Here is an 18,251-nt window from a genome sequence, read left to right as displayed (position 1 = left end):
GTTTAGGCAAAAACAAAAGAGCATTTCTGCTCTTGATCTCACGCATAATATTTGAAGTGGACGTAAAACACTGTAAAATTCAGGTTTGAATAATACAGTGTTCTAATAGATTATTTACAAATCCCCCCCCATTCAACAACTGTAAATCCATTACGTTTAAATTCATTTATTTTAGGTTTTTTAATCTCTAAATTTTCGTTATCATTAAGGGGCACAAAGTAAAAATAAGCTCTCAAAATTGAATCAGGTTCCTTAGATAAGTTAATTTTAATTGCTTCATTTATTTCTTTAGGATCAAGATAATAGGCTGCATATCTACTTTTTTGCCAGTTTAACTCTTTTGACCAATATTCAATAAAATCCGCTTTCTCTTTTGAATTTAAACCTATGGAAGTCAATATGCTATTCATTTCTTCATTAAAACTGCCTTTATTTATAATCCAGCCTTTGTTTAAGGTAAATTGATAATTAAGTGAAGCTTCATAAAATAAAAAACCATAAGTATTGTCAATCTTTCCACTTGGGTCAACTGTTACTTTCCATCCTTCATTATATTCTGGAATTGATTTAGTTATCTTACCTTTAGGGGTAACATATACTGATAATTCTTCAGTTTTCTCTGGATACAAATATATATTAGGTTTTTTAGCTACAACCTCATTAATCTCACACCAAGGTAAAGCATTTTTTAAAGATTGTATATCAACATTACTTACTGGATTATTAAACAAACTAATCCATTTTAAACCACGTAAATCTTTCAATACACTTGCATCACTGATTTGGTTGCCATCTAGATCAAGCATTTGTAAATTAGTTAACCCCTTTAATGCACTAATATCACTAATTTTATTACCAATTAAATTAAGTGTTTGTATATTAGTTAATTTATTCAATTCACTAATATCACTAATTTGATTACTAGATAAATCAAGGCTTTTCAAATTAGGTAACTCCTTTAATGCACTTATTACATCACTTATATTACCAATTTGATTGTTACATAAATCAAGCGTTTGTAAATTACTTAACCCCTTTAAAGCACCTATATCCTTTACTTTAATGTAACCTAAATTAAGTGTTTGTAAATTGGTTAAATTTTTTAATGCACTTATATCGCTAATTTCATTATAATTTTCTTTTAGAACAGGTGCTGGAATGCCTCTCCATGGAACATAACCTAAATTAAGTTCTTGTAAATTAGTTAAGTTACTTAATGCACTTATATCACTAATTTTATTGTTAGCTAAATTAAGCTGCTTTAAATTAGTTAAGTTTTTTAATGCACTTATATTACTGACTTCATTGTAGCTTAAATCAATAGATTGTAAATTAACTAAGTTTTTTAACACACTTATATCTTTAAGTTGATTGCCACTTAAACTAAGCTGTTTTAAATTAGTTAAATTTTTTAATACATCTATATTACTGATTTGATTGTAACTGTTATAATACTCACCTAAATCAAGTATTTGTAAGTTAACTAAGTCTTTTAATACACTTATATCACTAATTTTATTGTTACCTAAACTAAGTTGTTTTAAGTTAGTTAAGTTTTTTAACGCATCTATACTACTAATTTGATTACCACGTAAACCAAGCATTTGTAAATTAATTAGATTTTCTATTCCACTAATATCTTCAATTCCCCTATATTGTGCATCTAGTTCTGTTATTTTTTCAACATCACTTTTATAAATATCTCCAGTTATCTTATCTATTTGATTTCTTATTGCTTGTTCTAAGTTTTTATCTTTGAAAGTTACTATACCACCACTATTAGTGTTACTTTTAATACTAAAATGTACCTTGCATTCATTCTTTAATGCCTTCCCTTTACTCGAGTGTACCTTGCTCCCAATGTTCAATATATAATTTCCTCCTGGTGTATATCCACCTTCTGGAGCTGTTACCGTAATTGTTTTACTATCCTGCCCTAACTGGATACCTACACTTATTACAACACCTGAGCTATCCGTTACATTTATACCCTGCTTAGTTGCATCGTCAAATACAACATCATCTGTAAATTTAATTGTCCATGTTTTGTTTGGATCTACTGTCTGATTGTCAGTAAAATCGGTTGCTTGTACACTAGTCGAAAATAATAGAAAAAAACACAAAAAAGTTGCCACTATAAACTTATTTTTCAATTTATACATCCCCCTATTATAGATCATTATACTTATTATAACTTTTTTGGAAAGCATATTCCATATAATGAAAGGAGGATTTTATTATTTAACACCGCGGAATTCATGTTTGAATAATACGGTGTTTTCATAAACTACTTATTTTCTTCAGTTTCTATATAAAAAAAGCCAAAACGCATAAGTCTACGTCCAGGCTTTCAGAAAGTTTAACGAGATTATATCCTATTTAAGAGGAATATAAATATCAAACTCACAATTAGGACTTGAAATGTCAATTGACCTTGAATCATACAATTCTATTATATCAGTTTCAGCCAACTCATATCCTGAACCTGGCAACCAGGTTCCATATATGTAGTTAAGTGTTTTATTTCGTTCGGTCATTGGTCCCTTATGAGTAAATACCGCATACTTTGAAGGAGAAATTGTTTTAGCTATCATTCCTTTTGGAATACCATTAAAGTCAGTTACCTCTACACAAGCACAATAATTAAATTCACTATCAATCTTAATATTCAGGTACTCACTTAAACCAAGAGCAACATCCGGTTTTACTTCGCTTTTTATCTCATATCTCCTTGAAAAAAAATTACTCCACAAATCAGGTATTGCTTCACTTTCTGGTTTAATCAACTTTTTTAAGCCAATAATTTTAAATTCTTTATCAACTATAATTTTGGGTTCCATAAAACACCTCTCCTTACTTTTTTGAATTTTTATTTTTATACCTAGCAAGAATGTTATATTATAATTGTAAAGACTATATAAGTTAATATATTTGAATAGACAATAAATCCTCACTTTTGTCATTTATATATTTGTAAGAATCGTAAACTCCTTGATTATAAAACTCTGGTGCTAATTCTTCAATAATAAAGCTTAGCATCAAATTTGAGGCCAAATCTCCTATTTCTTCTTCTCTTTCATTTATAAAATAATTCTTTATTGCAGAAACCATTTCTTCCTTTTTCTCTTTAGTTAACTTAATTTTACTTTTATTCATCATACCGTACCTCCATCTAAAATTATCCTTCTTCATGTTAAGCTACAATAAATTACAAGTATGAACAAAACATCCTGAAATAATTATACTATATATTTGAAAATTATATTTCTACTTTTTTATCATTGCTTCTTAAATTAATTGATTCATATTAAATCTTAAGAAAAAATCATATGACTTCATATCTATATCAGTATACACCATTCTTTATACCATCTATAACTTTATTAAATTTTGCTTCATTTAAAATCTCATGAGTAATAAATTTCCCCTTATAAAACACACTATAAATACTAAAAGCTGATGGCAGATCATTCACCTGTTCTCTATTATCAATCTTAATAATCTCTAATGATATGCCTTCTCTACTTGCCAATTCTCTTAACACTGTATTGGTATAGTATTCAGTAAAAGGACAACAGTTTGAATAATATACTGTTAAGCCATTTTTATTGCTGCAGACATTTTCTTTAGCAGATTGATTAAAGGTAGGGCTTATGGCATTAGGATTATTTTTATAAACTAATAACTCAAAGTATGGAGGAGCTGTATCACAAACTTCAAAGCCCTGCCTTATGAAAAACTTTTTATCTGAAATATATGATTTCTTTTTATTACTTGTAAGAACTACAATTCCATCCTTATCTATAGAGTCTTTCATGCAGTTCTCTAAAAGCCTTTTCCCATATCCCTTTCCTGCATATTGTCCTGCAACCCAAAAACAATTTATTACCATGTAGTTTGGTGCAGTAATCGGTAGCCAAGCTATATCAGATGGGCAGTATTCAATAAAGACTTTATGTTTAACATTAAATTTCTTGAATACATACCCCTTTGAAATTTGTTGTTTTAGCCATTCCTTTTTCTTCAGATATCCTTCAGTACATTTTTTATCTGATATAGCGCAGCAAATATGTTCAGCATCAATGTTTTCTTTATTTAAAGTTATAATTTCTCTTGAGTCATTCATGTTGGTAACTCCTTTCATTAATCATAACTTAATAATACCACTATGAAGGTGACAACAATATGTCATATTACATTATCTTTTTGACTTACTCATTATAAAAATTATAACATAAAAACAAAAGAGCATTTCTGCTCTTGATATTACGTATAATTTTTGAAGTGCAGCGTAAAAACACCGTAAAATTCAGTTTGATATGCTCCCCTTAAGCAATCCCAACCTTGTTTTCAACTATTTCACAATCTTCTAGTTTAAATACTCTAGAGCATTGTTTTAAAAGTTCCTCTCTATGGGATATAATTAGAATTGTTTTATTCTTCAATAGCTCTTTAAGATTCAAAGATAAAAATCTTTCAGTTTCTAAGTCTATAGATGCAGTAGGCTCATCTAATATAACTATAGATGGATTTTTTAATATGATCCTAGCAAGAGATATCTTTTGAGCCTGTCCTCCTGATAAATTTGCTCCTTTTTCTTCTAATATAGTATCCAATCCATTTGGCATGTTATCTATATCCTCTTTTAATCGAACTGCCTCTAAAATTTCATATAACTTTTCATCATCAATATCTTGATTTCCAAGGATAAGATTATCTCTTACAGTTCCTTTAAATATGAAAACTTTTTGAGTCATATAACCTATCTGATTTCTAAAATAATCAAGCTTATACTCATTAATATCCCTGTTATCTATGAGTATTTTTCCTGATTGAATTTTGCAGAGTCTGGTTAAAATTCTAGTTATGGAGGTTTTTCCAGACCCATTTTCTCCAACTATACCAACTATTTCTCCTGCATCAATATAAATATTTACATCTTCTAAAATAGGTTTTGTACCATATTTAAAACACACATTTTTGAAGTCTATCTCTCCATTTAAAGGCTTGTCAAAAACTAAATTTCCATCCTCTATAATATCTTCTCTTTCCATTAAGTTAAATATTCTCTTTAAAATAGCCTTTGATTTTTGAACAGTTATATAAGCTTCTGATAAATTTATTACTGGACCATATACCCTTTGTATGTATATAGTTAAAGCAAATAAAGTTCCTACTGTCATTTCATTTTTTAATATTCTCATTCCACCAATAATAAGTACGAGCAATATGCCTAATGAACTGAATGCTCCACCAGTTGCCGTTAAATAGTTTCTTGTTTTCCAAAATTTTACATTACTATTTATACACTTTCTTTGTTTATTTTTATAAGAGTTTTTAAATGAATCCACACAATTTAATATTTGTATGAAACTAATAGAGGAAACTATTTCAAAGGTTACTGAGTTTAAATCAGCAATTCTCTCTCTTAAATCTGTTATCCTATTTCTTATTGCCAACCCTAGCTTGTTTTGAATAAATGCAAATACTAAAGATGCCATTAAGGATACAACTGCTATTTCAAAATCCATAGAAAAAAGTATTATAAATAATCCAATAGAAGTAAATAAATTCACTAAAATATCACTTATAACAGTTGTAGCTAAGTCCTCTATTGCATCTACATCCTGTTCTAATACAGAAACTATTTCTCCTGTAGTTTTTTTAGAATAGAAATTATAAGAATACGTCATAAGGTTGTTTAATGTAAGCTGTTTTATATTAAATATAATCTTTTGACCTACTTTAACAAATTTCATACATTGAAGGTTTTTAAATAAAATCATTATGAATGCTGTTATAATCATACCTACACTATATATAATTAAAAGATTTAAATTTTTCTTAGCTAATGCATCATCTATTATGAGCTTTAAAAAATACGGAAATATAATGCTAGCAACAGTACATATAACTAAAAATATAAATGCTATTATTTGATCTTTTATAACTGGTCTTATAAATAATGCAAAAAATTTTTTAATAACATCACTATTCATTTTTTTCATCCCCTCATAACATCCTTTCCCCTTATTACAATTAAATCATATATCTTTTTAGTTTTCCGTTCCATCAAAGCGTATTATTAGTTTTATATTTTGTAATAATAGTATTAATTTTCAAATTTTCAAATACATTTATGACTTATTTTATTACGATAAAGACATTACTTAATTACAATAAAAAATTAGTTAAGATAAAGTATATTACTATATCTTAACTAATTTTTTATACATAATTTACGGCTTAAATACATTTAATTTATTTACTATATATTTTTAAATTTAATGTATAACCTTCTTATATTTATTCTTGGGTTCTTGTATTTATTACACTGGTATCTAAAGGTTTTAACATCTCACCTAATCCTCCATATTTTCCGCAGGTTTCCTTAACTTCGTCATAAAATTTAAATACACTTTGAGTTTCCCCAGCATCATAATTTTCACTACACATTTTTTCCAATTGTAACTCATTAATAGGATACTTAGACTTATAAATCATCCTCACTATTTTATATAAACTATCTTTTTTGTTATCAAAAGAATATAATATATTTTGGCCAGCAACCTGAATATTATCTTCATCAATATAAGTTTTATTTTTTGCTGTATTTATTTTTTCTTGTAAAGATTCATAATAATCTCCATAAAACTCCGTAATATTTCCATTAGTCATTTTGTAGTTATAATCTAAAATTTCCTTTTTTAATTCTTTAAAAGCTGGAATCATCCTTGTATAAAATAAGTATTCACTCCATCCACCTCTTATTTTTTCATCCTTTATATTTTTAAAAACTATATTTTCCAATGCTTCTACAGCTATTGTTTGAGTCCATCTTTCATCCATTGAGGATTGAGGAGCATCAAAAGATCGTATATCATTTATTCCGATTTTAAGTGCATTAGAACTTAAATTAATTGGCTTGTATCTATCATAAATTTGAAGAGTGTTAACAGCTAAATCTTCTCCAGTTGTCTTCTTTAATTCTTTATGAACAACATACCAAGTATCTAATAAATCGTCTATTGTTACTTTAGCTTTAGGCGCATATCTATACATAATTTTAACGTCTTTTTTACCCTTCATTAGCCATGCGCCTTCATCACGAATTTTTAAATTGTCTACCATAGAATAATCTTTTTTTAAATTATAATTGCTTTCAAATAAACAAGAGTTACCTTTAGCAGCTATAAAATTACCCTTTTTTTCGTTGAATAATAGATTTAATTCCTCATCTGTCCAATTTTTAGATTGCATAAAAACTATATGTTTTTTGTTATTACCAGGATTTGCAACAGTAAATCTAAAACAAGAAGCATCTACTATATTAAAATCGTTAATTTGTAACCCGTCATCGTTAAAATTAATATAATCTAAAATTTTTATATCTTTTTTTAAATCCTTACAATTTTTATTACATATAAAAACTATATTATTTTTACCGAAATTATTTATATTGAAATTTTCCATTATAGAATATTTAACACCTTTATTTTGTAAAAATTTTTCTACCTTAGGAGATCTTTCATTCAAAATGTATATTGTATCTTTATTATTCATTAATTTGCTTTGAACAATACTCCTATTATATATATAATAAGAATGAATGCCAATTATACAAATAATAAAAACAACTACTCCAAATGTATATCTTAATAGAGGCTTTCTTATTTTTTCTCCTTTACCTACATACCATATATTGAATACTAATAGTACTATACTTATTAAGCTTAAACTTATTAAATTTATCCATATCATTTGAGAAGTCAGCATCAGATTTATAAAGGATACAAAGTTAAAAGTTTCATTAAATTTAGCGCCTTGTAATATAAAGAATATCCAATACCCCATAGGAACAATAAAACCTAATAAGGGTTTTTTTGATAGGTTTGACGCTGTTAGCCCAAGCAAACTTAAAAAAGTAGACAAGATTAATATTGGTAAAAATCTATTAAAATTATTTTCGTTTCCATTAATAAAAGCTGCTAAATAACATATAAATAGAACCACTTCACTAAATATCCAAGCATATAAAATTCTAGTAAGCATTTGCTTATAAATTGGAGTTTTACATGTAAAAAGTATACCTTCTCTATTTTGAACATATTCTTCACTTAATACATTGACTATGAGAAACAAAGGAATAAGTGAAAGAAACATTTTTAATTTATTCCATCCATCATTTTCTTTTGATATTATAAGTAACAGTATACATGCTAATGCAACCACTATAATAGCTGCCCTTATTACAGGAGATTGTATTCTAAAATTATAATTTAACTTAAGTTTTGAAGTCTTTGATTTTTTTGTTGTTTTTGTATGTTTCTTTTCAGATGAATATATAAAAATAGATGCCGACAAAAATAAAATACCAATTAAAATAAGTAGTATTCTATTTGTCACAAAATAGGTAGCAAAATCCCGAGTTAGTTTCTCCCCATTTGAGAACACTTGGACTTTTCCTTCTAAGTTAACATCAATTGCAGTATTATGCAAAAAACTTAACTGCAAAAATCCCCATACTACGGAAACTATTGTAGTTATTATTGTTGATTTAGAAATCATCAAAATAAAGTAACATAGAGCTGTAAAATAAAATATAGCTGGAAGTAAATAAATTAATGTTGCCTCTAAAAATGGTATGGGAGAGTAGGGCATAGCTTTAAAATATAGCGGAACAAAGAGTAAAATAATCACTCGAATCATAGCTAAAAATAACCACATAAGAAATACAGCTATAAACCTTCCTAATGCGTAATTATGACTACTTATTGGTTGAGTAAGAATAACACTGTTCATTTCTGTTTTATCATCATAAAAACAAATATATCCTATGAGTAGAGCAATAGCTAATGTATCTGTAAGAAATGCAGTATATAAAACATAGTATGCTACAGAACCTGGTGTACAAAGAACTCTTCCATCCTGAATAGGATTATTTATTAACTCAGGTGCAATAGATATCAATACTAACCCTGCCCAAAAGAAAAGACTTTTTCTTAATCTATTAAATTCCTTGCCGGCCACTACAAATACATTATTAAACAATAGACTCACCTCTTCTATCTGTTTCCCTAAAGTAAATATACGCATCCTCTAAATTAGGCACTTCTTTTTTTATATTTAAACCTTCTCTTAAATTTTCTGAAAGCACACGAATATAAGTACCTTCCTTAGTTTGTTTCATTGATATTATTAAATATTTATTTTTTATCTCCAAAAGTTCTCTTTTATTATTCACTTGTATTTCCCACACTTTTCCTTCAACTTCATTTACAAAGTCTACTGGTGATCCTGCATATCTAAGACTTCCACCATCTAACAATGCCATCTGTTCACAGGATGCTGATATATCCTCTACAATATGAGTTGAAAGTATAACTATTTTATTTTGACTAAGTTCTACAAGCATAGTTCTAAAACGAATTCTTTCTTCTGGATCTAATCCTGCTGTTGGTTCATCTACTATAAGAACTTTAGGATCTTTTATAATAGCTTGAGCAATCCCTATTCTTCTTTTCATTCCACCTGAAAATCCTCCGACTTTCTTGTCTTTTACATCAAATAAATTAACTTTTTCTAAAACTGACTCTATTAAGTTTCTTCTCATCTTTTTATTCTTAACATAATTTAATTTTGCTATATAGTCCAAAAATTCATAAGCAGTTAAATCTGGATATACACTAAATTCTTGTGGAAGAAATCCTATTATATTTTTAATTTCCATCTTATCTTTTACAGTGTCAAGCCCATTAATAATAATTTGCCCCTTAGTAGGTTCTGTTAAAGTTGTTATGAGTTTCATTAATGTAGTTTTACCTGCTCCATTGTGACCTAAAAGACCAAACATCCCCTCTTTGATTTCTAAATTTAAATTATTAAGAGCTCTAAACTTTCCATACTTTTTAGTTAAGTTTTTTATGATTATTTTGTTTTCTGAAATGTTCATAACCTTCCTCCTTAATATTTAAGATTTTATTTTTCATTCCATTGACTAATACGTAAATTATTGGTTAAAAGTTTTTTGTCTTTCAATTTTTTTCTTTTAATTCTTCAGCTTTTATTTTTTTTAGCTCTTCGGAAGTAACTTTTAAATGTTCTGGCATGTAACTATCAGAATATATTGAATTTTCTATGTACTTTTTAATACTTTTCCCACATTTTTTTTCAATCACATTAAGCAGATCTTTTATAGATGCATTGGCAAACTTATACTCCTTAAAATAAGCCTGCAGTATTTCTAAAAACCTAGATTCTCCCACCATTCTTCTAAGATCTTCAAATATTAAAGCTCCTGTTTTGTATAAGGCCATGTTGTACAAAAAATCATTTTCAAACTTATCAACACTTGATCCGCAGGAAGGAAAATTAATATTTTTCATTCCATTTTCATATGCTATTGTGAATTTATATCTTAAACTTCTTATTACAGCATCTCTAGAATATTCTCCTAAAGCTTTTTCAAAATAATAAGCAGTAGAAAATGAAGTTAATGACTCATCTAAAAATGGCTCATTAAACTCATCATTACCTACAGCTACATACCACCATTGATGAGCAACCTCATGAACAGCAGTTTCTTCTATAAAAATATTTTCACTTGAATATCTAGGCATTTGAATTAATTGAGGATATTCCATAGCCCCACCTTCGTAACAAGTTTCAATTATGTCAAGCTCTTCATAAGGATATTTACCAAAATTGCAATTAAAAAACTTAACAGCATTTACTGAAGTATTTAATATATTTTTTGCTGTAGTTTCATTAGTCATATTATTCTTTTCTATATAATAGCTGTTTATCTTTATCCCATCTATATATTCCGATAAAGACTTAAAATACGGGCTCATCATTATTGAAAAATCTCTTACGTCTTTTGCCTTCAAGTTTACAATCTTGTTTTCTTCATTCACCAATACTTCTTTTTCTTTTCCAGTAGATACTACAACAAAACTTTTAGGAACTTTTATATTTACATCATAATCCCCAATTTCACTGTAGTTTGACTCCCCAATAGGATAAAATACATTTTCATTCCATTTACTGCTATTTGAATCATACATAGAAAGTACTGGATACCAATTTGCAAAACAATATACATCATCTGAGTATCCAAGCCTTGAAAACCCATTAGGCAACTTTAGATTAAACTGTATCAATACTTTTAAACTTTCACCTTTTTTTAATTCTTTATCTAACCATATTTTTAAAATTTGATTGTTTTGAGTGAATTTTACTATTTGTCCATTTACTAATACATTTTCTATGCATATATCCCCTCTTTCATCTTTTGATAAGGGTTTGTCTTTATCAATGTTATCACTAGCCGGCATTGTGTCTTTTTCATTATAAGAATCTGCATAAAGATGAAACACTAAACTTTTTAGATCATCATCATTTGAATTTTTAATATATACTTCTTCTTTTCCATATAAACATTTCTGTTTTTCATTAAACTCTAAATTCATATTGTATTTTGTATACAATTCTGATGCTTTTACATTGATATCTTTTACAAAACATATAGTAAAAAAACTAACTAAAAAAACAATAAATATTGTTTTTCTACAATTTACCTTCATATTGTAATCACATCCTTATATTTGTAATATTTCATACAACAACACCTTAAGGCGACTGTATAATACAATCGCCTTAAATTTTATTAATGCAAATCTCAAGTTAATGTATATTCATAATTATCATTAAAATACTAATCGTTAACACTAGCAACTGAATTATGCATGAACCAGCAGTCAGTTAAACAATGTTCTTGTTTTCCACAACCTGCATATCCGTCTATTTCATATTCCTCTTCACTGATATCCTCAACTTTTATATTTTCCATTTTCATTGTAAGATCCTCCCTATTATTAATTTTATAATAATCTATATGGCTTAACTATTAATCGTTTGTGCTTGCAACTGAATTATGCATAAACCAACAATCACTTAAACAATGTTCTACCTTTGATGTACAATACCTGTAGCCTTCTACCTCATAATCCTTTTCATTTATAACTTCAACTTTTTTATTTTCCATTTTCATTGTAAAACCTCCTATTATTAAATTTATAATTTTATGATAATCTATATCGCTTAACTATTAATCGTTTGTGCTTGCAACTGAATTATGCATGAACCAACAATCACTTAAACAATGTTCTACCTTTGATGTACAATATCTGTAGCCTTCTACGTCGTAATCCTCTTCAGTAATAGCTTCAATTTTTTTGCTTTCTCTTTCCATTACAATTCCCCCCTAACTTTAGTTTATTTTTATAGGTTATCCAAACCATTTTGCTGCAGACTTTATGGTTGTGGATTTTTATATTATCATTTGTATATAGCTATATAACCATATACAATGATCCTATCAAAAGAACTTAAATTTAATAGGTATTTGTTATTATTTCAGCGTAACTAACTTACACTTTTCTCATTTAATAGTTCAATTATATTTTTTAAATTATCTAAAAAACTAATTTTCGAATCGTATTCCCATAAGTTATAATTTATTAATATTTTTCTCAATTCACAATCAGGAGGAAGCTTGTCCACATCATGCTTATTTTCATAAATTTCCGCAAAACAATTGCCACCACAAAAGTATTTTAAATCACATTCTTTACACAATAATCTTTCATCTATGTGAAAGCTTTTTTGATATAGCGTACTTTTAATTTTTTCACTTCTATTTTCAAAAACTTCTTTAACCCCATTTTCCAATATGTTTCCATAACAAAATTCATCATGAAATAATGAAGGACAAGAGTATACGCGTCCATCAGAATATACAAACATAGTATCTCCTTTTGCAGAACAATTATATCTAGGAATTAAACTTGTCCTTACAAAGCTTTCAACCCAAGGTAAATCATATTGTCTTTCATATAAATATTCACAAATTTGTTTATATCTTTCGAAAATTTCCTTATTATCTAATAATAATTTTTTATTATCTTTAGCATTGCCAATTGAACAAACATTTCTTACAATAACATGTTTTGGATTGTATTCTACTGCCAAATCTATAAATTTGAATACATTGTCATAATTTTCAGACGTTGCAACGTATGAAAATACCATTGATACTTGGTTATCTTTTAGCTTTTTTACCACATCTACAATTTTTTCATATTGCCATTTAGCATCTTTTTCAAAAATATTTTCAAAACTAATATCAATTTGATAAACTTTTTCTTTTACCTTTTCTATAAAATTAGAATCTATTAGAAGAGCATTTGTCTCAAGAATTAATTTGCAGTTCAATTTATCATGAATATAATCTATTATTTCTAATAAATCCTTCCTTATAGTTGGTTCCCCTCCAGTTATAATAATACTGCCTATTTTATAATTACTTAATTCATCAATTATATGTTTAATGTTATCTATATTTAATATTACTGGTTCATCTATTTCTGGACTACACCCTAGCGAACAGAAACTACATTTTAAATTACACTTTTTTGTCACCATTAAATATATAGAGCTTATGCTTTTCTCATCAACACTAATTTCAGAATTTGTTTCCTTGCTTGTGCTTATAATTCCTGAATTTATAAACCTGTTTAATATCTCATCTTTCTTATCTTTTGAAATGTTATCTATCTCATTTCCTTTAATTATATTGTCAATCATTTCTTTTACTTTAATTTTTGTTTTTAACCACGCTTTACTTTTAGGATTTACAAATGCAAATTTATCATCATGTTTTAATGTTATTACTGCATCATTCCAAACATACTTCATTTCAATCACCTCTTTTATTGAGCTTTTTCATATTTTCCCATAACCCTATGCCATCTTGGATTCTCTAATAATTTCTTACTTAACTTATATCTCATTTTTGAAAATTCACAAACTTCAAATGGGACTTTATAATAGTCTCCCGTTCTTTCAAAATTGTTCATTAAACAATCGCAACTAGAACAAAATTCTTTTATATTACATTCTTCACATTCTTTAGAGAGGTTTCTTTCATATCTTAAGAACCTTTTTATTTCATCAGCATATATCCCTTCATTTACATGTCCTATTTTTGCAGATTCTTTTGAGCAAAAGGTGCATGGATAAATGGATCCATCCGTGGTAATAAAATTGTCTATAACTCCACAGCCACAAAAGTAATGCTTTCTTTTTTCCGTCAAAGTCTTTATACCCTCATTGATAAAACTCCACATAAATGGATTTCCTTCTTCTACTTTATTAAGATAGAGTTCTGTAGCCAATTCGAATTGCTTTTCTAATTTTTTAAAATCTTCTTTAGTCCATTCTTCTTCTTCCCAGTATCCATAAGACTCTAAGCCATCAGCTATTTTTCTAAAGCCTAGGTCTATAATAGATTTTAAATTTTCATAAAAATTAAGATATGTATTTTTAGAAACTACCATACTTACTTGAACTAATTTTCCAGAATTTTTTTCATAATATTTTATGTTGTCCATATTGCTCATTATCCTAGAATAACTTGGTTCTCCTTTTATATCTATTCTATTTAAATTATGGTTTTTTTCATCACCATCTAAGCTTATACCAACACTAAAATTATTTTTTACAAAGAACTCACTTACCTCTTTAGTAAACAACAATCCATTTGTTACTAAATCAAAAGTAACTTTTAAGTTATTGTTTTCAGCCACTTTATTTGTATACTTCGTTAACTCTTTAATCATATCAAATTTTAATAATGGTTCTCCGCCAAAGAAAGTTACTTTAACTTCTTTTTGTTTAATTTTTAATGCTCTATTTATTTCAAAATCTATAGATTTTTTAGCTAACTGCATATCCATTACTTCTGATGTATGGTCTACAAAACAATACTTACATCTTAAATTACAATTTTTTAATAATTGTAAAGTTATACTGTACATTACCATTCCTCCTAACATATTAAGCCTTACACATATACAGATTTCATAATTATCCCTTTTTTATCCGCTAATTCATATAAATCACAATAATCATCTACTAGAAGCGCATCTTTAGAAAGAATATTTTTTCCAAAGATTATTGCTTTTTTTATTAGATCTCTTTTTATTTGTACCTGTTTGTTTCTAGGAATAAAATTTAAGTCTCCTATCATCAAAGTATCTGCATTTTCTAAGCCAACTTCTATATTATTATAAATTTTTAATTTAATTGTTTTTGACTCTTTCTCCACTTCATAATAATCCTGATAAACTGGACGAGAATCGTATATTCCTATAGATTTATGTTCTTCGTTGTCATCCATTTTTTTTATTATTTCTATATTTTCTTTATTAATTGGAAAATACAATATTCTCTTCATCCATTTTCTTTCATCCTTTTCGTCTATTTCTTCACACTGTTTATTATTTAAGCTATTTTTAATAATTTCTTTTTTTAAATCATTCCAGCAATTAATTGAACTTTCATACATTAAGTTTGCCAATATACCTGTAAAGTTTGCACAAGCGAAACTATTTCCATATATATATTCATAGCTGTTATCACTCCAACAATCTCTTTGCCTTGCACCATTTGCAATAACTTTATTAGTATTTGAATCATATATGTATCCATATTTATAATTAAATTTTTTGCCTATAACTCCAAAAACATTTGTAAAAGCTGCTGGATAACTTACTGTTTCTTTGTTATGAAAAGCAGAAACAATATAAATTCCTTTATTTACTGCAACTTCACATAATCTATAGAGCTTTTCTTCATGTTTTTTTTCAGTAGTTCCTAGACTTAAATTTATAATTTGTACATTTTCTTCTATAGCAAATTTTAATGATTTATATAAACTATCAAAAGAACACTTTAAATCTTTATCAAAAACTTTAATACTTAATAAATCTATATTTTTACACTTATCAAATATAATTCCTGCTATAGCTGTTCCATGTCCGTTTACATCGGAAAAACTGTTTTTTACATAACTTTTATCTCTTTTACCAGTTAGCTCAATTCCCTGGATATATTTGTCATATAGGTCCGAATGATTAATGTCTACACCACTATCAATTAAAGCAATTTTAATTTTTTTCATGTTTTTTAAAAACCTCTCAATACATACTCTTAAGCTTGCAAGTATTTTTTAACAGAATCATTTGGAATTATTCCAGGATTATTTTTTATACATTCCAACATCTCCATAATAGTTGTATCTTTTTTTATACAAAGTACATCTACAATTTCTTCTACTATTTTGTAAAGCATCTTTTCATGTTTACACCAAAAATCGTTACTTAAATTCAAATATCCTGTTGTTATATAATTATTAAATGAACACTTTCTTCCTTGACAAAAATGTGCTATGGAACATTCTTCACAAATATCATTTTTTGTAAGATGTTTTTCAATATATCTTTTTCTTTTTTTCTTATCTATTTCTCCTTTAAGTTTTCCTACGCAAAACTCTTCTTTGTCCATTACATATGCACAAGGATATAAAGTTCCATCTGGGTTTACTACAAAATGTCCAAACCCAGCATTACAAAAACGAGGTTTTCTTGCTTGTAGATATTGAGCTATTTTTCCATCAAACATTCCAAAACTAAACCTATCTTTTTCTAATCTATCTATATAAATTCTTTGTATTTCTTTGTATGAAGCTTCTAATTTATCAAATTTTTTGCTCCAATCAGCAAGATTATCTGCTACTGCTTCTATTTTTCTAAATCCTTTTTCAAGAAGCCATTGAACATTTTCTACAAAACTATCAACAGTCTCTGGTGTTATAGTCATCCTAATGCTTAAATCACATTCATTTTCATTTAATAAATATGCTGCTTTTACCACTTTATTATAAGTATCATGATTATCTATTGTTTTCCTGTGAAAATTATGAGTTTCTTCTTTTCCATCTAAACTTACTTTTACCCTAAAATTATTTTCTTTAAAATACTGTGCAATTTCTGGAGTAACTAGTGTGCCATTTGTAGTTATACCAAAGTGAGGATCTAGTTTTTTTAAACTTGATTTTTCTTTTAAATATTCTGTTGCATACTTAATTATTTCAAATTCTAATAGAGGCTCTCCCCCATGAAAAGATAAATCTAATCTAGTGTTTGATTCAGCATTTTCAGTAAAACTATCTATAGCATCCATTGCAACTTCTTTGGTCATTGCACTTTTTCCTTTATGCTTTTCATAACAATAAGAACAATTTAGATTACACTTATTAGTTACAATTAATTTTAATTCCTCCATTATATCCCTCCAATTATAACTTTATTCTACTTTAACTTAATACTATAACTCGTTTAATCTTTAGTTAGATATTATTACTTTTTGGTTCAATATTCCATAAAATCATCTTATTAGTATATTTTTTAGTACTAATTGTTATATATTTCAAATAAAATATACATTAATGACTTTTTGGGTTACGTTAAATAATTAGTTTAAACATATAAATAAAAAAAGGATTTTTTGAAAATAAAATTTCAAAAAATCCTACAATTACTATATTTAGCTAAGGTAATATAGTATATTTAAATATACTATACTTTGTACAGCTTATATTCTTTATTTTTTTCTTTTAATAATTTTCTAAGTTCTCTCACAGATACTAAACATATTTCTTCATTTATCATATATATTATCCTATTAAAGGTATCTATTTCTTTTATATTATCTTTGTTAACTATAAAAGATTTATGACACCTACAAAACCTTTCATCCAATTCACTTTCTATATCCTTGAGATTACCATAAAACTCTATTTGTCTATTAACTTCATGAATTCTTACTTTATGTACTGTTGACGAAGTTTCAAAAAATAAAATATTATCAAATTTTACATTTATTATTTTCTCATTATTCTTAAATGTGAATAAGCTCTTACTTTCTTTATAAATTTGATTTTCATTAAATCTTTTATTAGCCTCTAAAAGACAATCATTTATTCTATTTTTTATTTTTATATAATCGTCCTTTATTATATAATCCATAGCTTCTACTTTATACTCAAAAGTCAAAAAGCTCATTTCAATATGAGTGGTTATAAATATAATAAATCCTTCTCTATCTATTTTTCTTATTTCTTCAGCTAATTTTATCCCATTTAAACTGCATCTTAAATCTATATCTAAAAAATATATACCTACCGTTTTTGTATCATTCTTCAAGAAATTTAAGATTTCTTGTGGATCATTTGTAGCTGTAACTATACTCATATCTAAATTTTCTCTTATAATAGTATTCTCTACTATATCTTTTATTCTCATCATCTGCACTTTATTATCTTCACACACAAAAATTTTTAACATATC

General features: G+C 26.9%; 16 protein-coding genes. All 16 read right to left on the bottom strand.

All coding sequences use genetic code 11. The features are described from left to right. Positions 1-110 precede the first annotated feature (110 nt). The 16 genes from ACZ5N4_RS06225 to ACZ5N4_RS06150 all read right to left on the bottom strand — a co-directional run bounded on the left by ACZ5N4_RS06225 (position 111) and on the right by ACZ5N4_RS06150 (position 18,248). On the bottom strand, positions 111-2,153 hold the full coding sequence (locus tag ACZ5N4_RS06225; protein ID WP_464208143.1) for a leucine-rich repeat domain-containing protein: 2,043 nt from the start codon (positions 2,151-2,153) through the stop codon (positions 111-113). A 222-nt stretch (positions 2,154-2,375) separates the two neighbouring features. Beyond that, the gene (locus ACZ5N4_RS06220; RefSeq protein WP_464208141.1) at positions 2,376-2,840 is read right to left on the bottom strand and encodes a GyrI-like domain-containing protein; all 465 of its coding nucleotides are present in this window, start codon (positions 2,838-2,840) and stop codon (positions 2,376-2,378) included. 82 nt (positions 2,841-2,922) lie between these two features. Further along, positions 2,923-3,159: a DUF2164 domain-containing protein gene (locus ACZ5N4_RS06215; protein WP_464208139.1), complete on the bottom strand. Its 237-nt coding sequence runs from the start codon at positions 3,157-3,159 to the stop codon at positions 2,923-2,925. Between the two features lie 187 nt (positions 3,160-3,346). Then, complete coding sequence (locus ACZ5N4_RS06210) at positions 3,347-4,126, bottom strand: GNAT family N-acetyltransferase (RefSeq protein ID WP_464208137.1); 780 nt, start codon at positions 4,124-4,126, stop codon at positions 3,347-3,349. 202 nt (positions 4,127-4,328) lie between these two features. Further along, positions 4,329-5,999: an ABC transporter ATP-binding protein gene (locus ACZ5N4_RS06205; protein WP_464208136.1), complete on the bottom strand. Its 1,671-nt coding sequence runs from the start codon at positions 5,997-5,999 to the stop codon at positions 4,329-4,331. 307 nt (positions 6,000-6,306) lie between these two features. Further along, a complete protein-coding gene (locus ACZ5N4_RS06200; RefSeq protein WP_464208134.1) occupies positions 6,307-9,051 on the bottom strand; it encodes a hypothetical protein in 2,745 nt (914 codons plus the stop codon). Next, positions 9,044-9,952 carry an ABC transporter ATP-binding protein gene (locus tag ACZ5N4_RS06195; RefSeq protein ID WP_464208132.1) on the bottom strand — a complete coding sequence of 303 codons (909 nt, stop codon included), beginning with the start codon at positions 9,950-9,952 and terminating at the stop codon, positions 9,044-9,046. The genes ACZ5N4_RS06200 and ACZ5N4_RS06195 overlap by 8 nt, the downstream gene beginning before the upstream one ends. Before the next feature lie 82 nt (positions 9,953-10,034). After that, positions 10,035-11,585, bottom strand: a complete 1,551-nt coding sequence (locus ACZ5N4_RS06190; protein ID WP_464208131.1) for a M1 family metallopeptidase — start codon at positions 11,583-11,585, stop codon at positions 10,035-10,037. 131 nt (positions 11,586-11,716) lie between these two features. After that, positions 11,717-11,857 carry a hypothetical protein gene (locus ACZ5N4_RS06185; RefSeq protein ID WP_464208129.1) on the bottom strand — a complete coding sequence of 47 codons (141 nt, stop codon included), beginning with the start codon at positions 11,855-11,857 and terminating at the stop codon, positions 11,717-11,719. Positions 11,858-11,908: 51 nt separating this feature from the next. After that, entirely contained in the window at positions 11,909-12,052 is a 144-nt protein-coding gene (locus tag ACZ5N4_RS06180; RefSeq protein ID WP_464208128.1) for a hypothetical protein, read from the bottom strand. A gap of 57 nt (positions 12,053-12,109) precedes the next feature. Continuing rightward, on the bottom strand, positions 12,110-12,253 hold the full coding sequence (locus tag ACZ5N4_RS06175) for a hypothetical protein (RefSeq protein ID WP_464208126.1): 144 nt from the start codon (positions 12,251-12,253) through the stop codon (positions 12,110-12,112). Positions 12,254-12,426: 173 nt separating this feature from the next. After that, positions 12,427-13,758 carry a radical SAM protein gene (locus tag ACZ5N4_RS06170; RefSeq protein ID WP_464208124.1) on the bottom strand — a complete coding sequence of 444 codons (1,332 nt, stop codon included), beginning with the start codon at positions 13,756-13,758 and terminating at the stop codon, positions 12,427-12,429. A 14-nt stretch (positions 13,759-13,772) separates the two neighbouring features. Then, positions 13,773-14,879 carry a radical SAM protein gene (locus ACZ5N4_RS06165; protein WP_464208123.1) on the bottom strand — a complete coding sequence of 369 codons (1,107 nt, stop codon included), beginning with the start codon at positions 14,877-14,879 and terminating at the stop codon, positions 13,773-13,775. A gap of 26 nt (positions 14,880-14,905) precedes the next feature. Continuing rightward, positions 14,906-16,024 carry a S8 family serine peptidase gene (locus ACZ5N4_RS06160; protein ID WP_464208121.1) on the bottom strand — a complete coding sequence of 373 codons (1,119 nt, stop codon included), beginning with the start codon at positions 16,022-16,024 and terminating at the stop codon, positions 14,906-14,908. Positions 16,025-16,053: 29 nt separating this feature from the next. Beyond that, positions 16,054-17,187: a radical SAM protein gene (locus ACZ5N4_RS06155; RefSeq protein WP_464208119.1), complete on the bottom strand. Its 1,134-nt coding sequence runs from the start codon at positions 17,185-17,187 to the stop codon at positions 16,054-16,056. A gap of 293 nt (positions 17,188-17,480) precedes the next feature. After that, on the bottom strand, positions 17,481-18,248 hold the full coding sequence (locus ACZ5N4_RS06150) for a LytR/AlgR family response regulator transcription factor (protein ID WP_464208117.1): 768 nt from the start codon (positions 18,246-18,248) through the stop codon (positions 17,481-17,483). Between the last annotated feature and the right edge of the window lie 3 nt (positions 18,249-18,251).

It is taken from the genome of Clostridium nitrophenolicum, from assembly GCF_055391695.1.
The sequence above is the reverse complement of the archived record's forward strand: the minus strand, read 5'-3'. Positions and strand labels throughout refer to the sequence as shown.

Excerpts from the sequence above, each read along its gene's own strand:
- ACZ5N4_RS06220 (WP_464208141.1), bottom strand. The coding sequence starts at position 2,840 with ATGGAACCCAAAATTATAGTTGATAAAGAATTTAAAATTATTGGCTTA.
- ACZ5N4_RS06215 (WP_464208139.1), bottom strand. The coding sequence starts at position 3,159 with ATGATGAATAAAAGTAAAATTAAGTTAACTAAAGAGAAAAAGGAAGAA.
- ACZ5N4_RS06210 (WP_464208137.1), bottom strand. The coding sequence starts at position 4,126 with ATGAATGACTCAAGAGAAATTATAACTTTAAATAAAGAAAACATTGAT.
- ACZ5N4_RS06205 (WP_464208136.1), bottom strand. The coding sequence starts at position 5,999 with ATGAATAGTGATGTTATTAAAAAATTTTTTGCATTATTTATAAGACCA.
- ACZ5N4_RS06195 (WP_464208132.1), bottom strand. The coding sequence starts at position 9,952 with ATGAACATTTCAGAAAACAAAATAATCATAAAAAACTTAACTAAAAAG.
- ACZ5N4_RS06190 (WP_464208131.1), bottom strand. The coding sequence starts at position 11,585 with ATGAAGGTAAATTGTAGAAAAACAATATTTATTGTTTTTTTAGTTAGT.
- ACZ5N4_RS06185 (WP_464208129.1), bottom strand. The coding sequence starts at position 11,857 with ATGAAAATGGAAAATATAAAAGTTGAGGATATCAGTGAAGAGGAATAT.
- ACZ5N4_RS06180 (WP_464208128.1), bottom strand. The coding sequence starts at position 12,052 with ATGAAAATGGAAAATAAAAAAGTTGAAGTTATAAATGAAAAGGATTAT.
- ACZ5N4_RS06175 (WP_464208126.1), bottom strand. The coding sequence starts at position 12,253 with ATGGAAAGAGAAAGCAAAAAAATTGAAGCTATTACTGAAGAGGATTAC.
- ACZ5N4_RS06170 (WP_464208124.1), bottom strand. The coding sequence starts at position 13,758 with ATGAAGTATGTTTGGAATGATGCAGTAATAACATTAAAACATGATGAT.
- ACZ5N4_RS06165 (WP_464208123.1), bottom strand. The coding sequence starts at position 14,879 with ATGTACAGTATAACTTTACAATTATTAAAAAATTGTAATTTAAGATGT.
- ACZ5N4_RS06160 (WP_464208121.1), bottom strand. The coding sequence starts at position 16,024 with ATGAAAAAAATTAAAATTGCTTTAATTGATAGTGGTGTAGACATTAAT.
- ACZ5N4_RS06155 (WP_464208119.1), bottom strand. The coding sequence starts at position 17,187 with ATGGAGGAATTAAAATTAATTGTAACTAATAAGTGTAATCTAAATTGT.
- ACZ5N4_RS06150 (WP_464208117.1), bottom strand. The coding sequence starts at position 18,248 with ATGTTAAAAATTTTTGTGTGTGAAGATAATAAAGTGCAGATGATGAGA.